Origin of the sequence: Janthinobacterium sp. SUN137, from assembly GCF_030587265.1 — a bacterium.
Classification (GTDB): Bacteria; Pseudomonadota; Gammaproteobacteria; order Burkholderiales; family Burkholderiaceae_D; genus Janthinobacterium; species Janthinobacterium kumbetense.
Genome location: NZ_JAPWHZ010000012.1, coordinates 1 through 5,789, shown reverse-complemented (window position 1 = coordinate 5,789; position 5,789 = coordinate 1). Strand labels below are relative to the sequence as shown.

Sequence of the window (5,789 nt, the reverse complement as noted above, 5' to 3'; positions counted from 1 at the left end):
GCCGGACAACGGTCTGACCTGCGTGCCGATCGGCCGGCCGATCTGGAATACCCAGTTGTACGTGCTGGACGCGCAGTTGCAGCCGGTTCCCTTGGGTGTGGCGGGCGAGCTGCATATCGGCGGTATTGGCCTGGCGCGGGGCTACCTGAACCGTCCTGAGTTGACGGCCGAGAAGTTCATCGCCAACCCGTTCGGCGAAGCCGGTTCGCGCCTGTACAAGACGGGCGACCTGGCGCGCTTCCTGGCCGACGGCAACATCGACTACCTGGGCCGGCTGGACCATCAGGTCAAGCTGCGCGGGCTGAGGATCGAACTGGGCGAGATTGAGGCGGCGCTGCGCGCGCTGCCGCAGGTGCGCGACGCGGTGGTGCTGGCGCGCGAAGACCAGCCGGGCGACCAGCGCCTGGTGGGCTATGTGGTCAGGAACGACATCGACATTGACAGCGCAGCGCTCCAGCTTGCCCTGCAGGCCAGTCTGCCGGCCTACATGGTGCCATCCGTGTGGGTGACGCTCGATGCGCTGCCGCTGAACCCGAACGGCAAGGTCGACCGCAAGGCGCTGCCTGCGCCGGACGCGAGCCTGTCGCAGGCCGGGTATGTGGCGCCGCTGACCGATACCGAGGAAACCCTGGTTGCGATTTGGTCAGGATTGCTGAACCTGAAAGCGGACCAGATCAGCACGACCGCAGACTTCTTCGCCTTGGGCGGGCACTCGCTTCTGGCTATCCGGCTGGTCTCCGAGGTGGCGGACAAATTCGGCATTCAGTTGCAGATCAGGAAGCTATTCGAGCAGACCAGTATTGTCCAGATTGCGACCCTGATCGACGACATCACGGAGATGAATCTGATCAACCAGCATTTTGAATCAATGTCGGGCGAAGGCTTCAATGAAGTAGAGATTTGAACGGTGCCGGCGAATCAGGCTCCGGTTGTCCGGTTGGTTAACACATGGCACATGGAAGAAGTAGAGATCACAATGCGTGAATTCATAAAGACGTTGGCAGGTGAAGGTGTCCAGTTGTACCTTGAGGGCGAGAAGTTGAAGCTTCGCTTATTCAAGAAGGGGGCGGAGGAGGCATTTCTCGATGCGATCCGCCACAACCGCGAGCAGCTTGTTAGTTATCTGAAGAAGAGCGCAAGCGCGCAGTTGCCGGTGGCGGCGCGCCCCAAAGTACAGCGGCAGGCGCGCGAGCACAATCGTGTAATGGCATCGTTCGCCCAGCAGCGCTTGTGGTTTCTTGACCAGATCGACGGCGACAGCGCGCACTACAACATGCCGACCGTCCTGAAGGTCGCCGGATGCTTTGATACTGCCATTGCCGGACTGGCCTTCCAGCGCATCATCGAGCGTCATGAGCCGTTGCGAACGGTGTTTGCGAATGAGGGCGGGCAGCTGTTGCAGCTGATCCGCGAACAGCCGGAGTTCGGCATCAAGGTTATCGATCTGCGCCACCTCGACGTGGTCGCGCGCGAGCAGTCCGCACAGGAACTCGCGGCTGCCGACGGCCGGCTTTCGTTCGACCTGGCCAGCGACGTCATGGTGCGCGCAAGCTTTATCCGGCTGGGCGACGAGGAGGGCTTGCTGCTGTTCTGCATGCACCATATCGCTTCCGATGGCTGGTCGATGGGCCTGCTGGTCAGGGAATTTATTGGCCAGTATCAGGCGCTGCGCAGCGGCGCGGACAATCCCTATGGCCCGCTAGCGGTTCGCTACGCCGACTATGCCCTATGGCAGCGCAACTGGCTGAGCGGGGCGGTACTGGAGCAGCAGCTAGGCTATTGGACCAGGCAGCTGGCGGAGCTGCCACCGGTGCACAGCCTGCCGCTGGATCATGCGCGGCCGCTGCATCAAAGTTTCCGTGGCGCGCAGCAGCGCTTCGTGGTGGACATGGGCACATGCCGGACCTTGAAGAAAATTGCGCAGGACAGCCAGGCGACGTTGTTCATGGCGCTGCATGGCGCGTTGAGTATCCTGCTGGCGCGCCACAGCAACAGCGCTGACATCGTGGTCGGCACGCCGGTGGCGAACCGGCTTCAGAAGGAGCTCGAAGAGATCATCGGTTTCTTCGTCAACACGCTGGTGCTGCGCACCGACGTGTCGGGCAATCCGCGTTTCGACGAATTCCTGGAACAGGTCAGGATGGTCAATCTCGACGCGCAAAGCCATCAGGATGTGCCGTTTGAGTATCTGGTCGAGCGCATCAATCCTCAGCGCAGCACGCAATACAGCCCGCTGTTCCAGATCATGTTCAGTATGGGAATGGAGTCGCGCCGCGCCGCGCCGGTCCGGCTCGATGAGGTCGATTTTAGCGCGGTGGTGAGCAAGGATACGCCGGTCAAGTTCGACCTTGAGTTCGACGTCACGGAAACGGCGCAGGGCCTGGTCTGCCAGATCGACTACAACGCCGACCTGTTCGAGGCGCGGACCATCGCACAGCTGGCCGGGCAGTATGGGCTGCTGCTGCAAGGCATAGCGGCCGATCCTCGGGCGCGGCTGTATGAACTGCCGATGCTGGACGAGACCGAACGCCACCACCTGCTGCACACGCTCAACGCGACCGAAGCGGCCTATTCTCTGGACCAGTGCGCCCACCAGCTGTTCGAGGCGCAGGCCGAAAAGAATCCCGATCAGGTGGCGCTGGTCTGCGACGGGCAGACGCTGACTTATCGCCAGCTGAACGAACGCGCCAACCGGTTGGCGCACTACCTGATGAACGAGCGCGGTGTGCTGCCGGATAGTCTGGTCGGCATCTGCATCGACCGCTCGCTGGACATGATTGTCGCGATGCTGGGCATCCTCAAGGCCGGCGGTGCCTACGTGCCGCTGGACCCGGCGTATCCCGAGGCGCGGCTGGCTTACATGGTCGCCGACGCCAGGCTTGACACCGTGCTCACCCAGCGCGCGCTGGTGGAACGCAAGGTGGTGGATGCGGCGCTGGCGCTGTGCCTCGATGACGAGGCGGTCCAGGACCAGTTGACGGCGCAAGGCGCCGGCAGTGTCGCGCCGCCCGCCATGGGTCTGAGTTCGTGCAGCCTGGCCTATATCATTTACACTTCCGGCTCGACTGGCAATCCCAAAGGGGTTATGATCGAGCATGCGAGTTTGGTGAACCTGGCCTGGTCGATCCGCCGACGGCTTGACCTGACCGGTGCGGAGAGCATGCTGCAGTTCTCCACGATTAATTTCGATCTGTCGATTGCCGACATCTTCGGCGCGCTGTGCAATGGCTCGCGGCTGGTGCTGCGTACGGACAGCTGGCCGCAGTCGCCCGAGCAGTTCTGGGAGCGCTGCGCCGCGCTCGATATCAACATCCTGTGCCTGCCGACGGCCTACTGGCACGAACTGGCCAAGGACAGCCGCGCGGCGCCGCCGCCGTGCATACGCCAGATCAATATTGGCGGCGAACAGGTCAACCGGACGATGATTTCGGAATGGTACAAGCGTGCCGACAATGTCCGCATTGTCCTGCATAACGTCTACGGCCCGACCGAATGCACGGTCGACACGACCGTGGTCCAACTGGTCGAGGGCGTGAGCAATATCGGCAAGCCGATTGAAAACTACAGTCTGTATGTGCTGGGGCCGGCAATGAGTCTGGTGCCGGCCGGCGCGCCGGGCGAACTGTATGTCGGTGGCGTGGGACTGGCGCGCGGCTACCTGCATCGCCCGGACTTGACGGCGGAACGGTTCGTGGTCAATCCCTTTCATGATGCCCATCGACGCCAGAGCAGCAGCCGGCTGTACAAGACGGGCGACCTGGTGCGCTACCTTGCCGATGGCAACCTAGAGTTCCTGGGACGCGCGGACGGCCAGGTCAAGATCCGCGGCTTCCGCATCGAGCTGGGCGAGATCGAGAGCCAGTTAGCGGAGCATGAAGCCGTCGGCATCGCGGCGGTGGTGGCGCGCGACAGCAACAGCGGCGAGAAGCGTCTGGTCGCCTATTTGACGCCGAAGGACGGCGCAGAACCGGACCAGTCGCTGGCGGCCGAACTGAAAGCTTATCTGAAGCGGCTCATGCCCGAATACATGGTGCCATCGGCCTGGGTGGTGCTCGCCGCGCTGCCGCTGACGCCGAACGGCAAGGTCGACGCCAAAGCCCTGCCGGCGCCGGACGCCGGACTGTGGCAGCCGGCCTATGTGGCGCCGCGCAATGACGCGGAGCGTACGATGGCGGAGATCTGGGCCGATATGCTCCAGGTCGAGCGAGTTGGCATACACGACAATTTCTTCGAGCTTGGAGGGCACTCGCTGCTGGCGATCGGCCTAATCGACCGGATGCACGAAGCCGGTCTGGTCACAACGGTACGGGCGCTGTTCAGCATGCCGACCATTGCCGATGTGGTGGACACGCTGGGGCGCCGCGAGCATACCGTGGAGGTGCTGCCCAACCTGATTCCCGCCGGCTGCCAGGCTATCGGGCCGGAGCTGTTGCCGCTGGTCGAGCTAAGCCAGCAGGAAATCGATGGCATCGTCATGGCAGTGCCGGGCGGCGCGGCTAATGTCCAGGATATCTATCCGCTCGGTCCGCTGCAGGAAGGAATTTTGTTCCACCACCTGCTGCAGCAGCAGGGTGATGTGTACCTGCTGCCGATGCTGCTGGCCTTCGATGGGCGCGCCACGCTCGATGCCTTCGTTGCGGCGCTGCAGCAGGTCATTGCACGGCATGATGTACTGCGTACCAGCGTGGTATGGGAGGGCCTGAGGGAGCCTGTGCAGGTGGTATGGCGCGATGCGCCGGCGCTGATCGTCGACGTCAGCTTCGCCCCCCTGGATGGCGATATCGCCGCACAGATGGACGCACGCTACGATCCGGCGCATTACCGCATCGACGTGCGGCAGGCGCCGTTGACGCATGCCTTCGCGGCCCACGACCCCGTGAACGGGCGGTGGCTGTTGAAAATCATCCAGCACCACCTTGTCTCCGACCATGCGACGCTGGAAATCATCATCGGCGAAATCCGGACCATCCTCGCGAACGAGGCATCGCCGTTGCCGTCGCCGGTGCCATTCCGCCAGTTCGTGGCGCAGGCGCGCCTTGGCGTCAGCCGCAACGAACATGAAGCCTTCTTCCGCGAGATGCTGGCTGATATCGACGAACCGACCACCCCCTTCGGCCTGGCCGATGTGCAGGGGAATGGCAGGGACGTGCGCGAGGCGACCCAGATTATCGGCGCCGAGCTGGCTGGTAAGCTGCGTCGTGAAGCGAGCCGGCTGCAGGTGAGTGCCGCCAGTCTGATCCATCTGGCGTGGGCACAGGTGCTCTCGTGCCTGACCGGCCGCCGCGACGTGGTGTTCGGCACGGTGCTGTTCGGCCGCATGCGCGGCGGGGAGAAGGTAGCCCAGGTTCCTGGTGTGTTCATCAACACGCTGCCGATCCGCCTGGCGGTGGGGCAGCAGGAGGTGGCGCAGAGCTTGCGGCGCACCCACGAGTTGCTGACCCGGCTGGTGCACCATGAGCACGCGCCGCTGGCGCTGGCGCAGCGCTGCAGCAGCGTCGAGGCGCCTTCGCCGCTGTTTACGTCGCTGTTGAATTATCGGCATACGGCCCCCGGCCAGACGGGCGGCGGCGATGCGGCATGGCGCGGCACCCAGATCCTGAGCACAGAGGAACGCAACAATTATCCGGTGACGCTGTCGGTGGACGACTTCGGCGACGACTTCATGTTGACCGCGCAGCTCAGTGTGCAGGCCGAGCCGGGCCGCATTTGCGCCTATATGCAAACGGCGCTGGAAAATCTGGTGCAGGCGCTGGAGCAGGCGCCGCACACGCCGGTAGCGGCCGTCGAGG

2 protein-coding genes are annotated in these 5,789 nt (G+C 63.6%); both read left to right on the top strand.

The features are described 5' to 3' along the window. On the top strand, nucleotides 1-904 hold a 904-nt coding region (locus O3298_RS29005; RefSeq protein WP_305061186.1), incomplete at its 5' end, for a phosphopantetheine-binding protein. 51 nt (nucleotides 905-955) lie between these two features. Next, nucleotides 956-5,789, top strand: a 4,834-nt coding sequence (locus O3298_RS29000) for a non-ribosomal peptide synthetase (RefSeq protein WP_305061185.1), incomplete at its 3' end; no start/stop codon positions are given.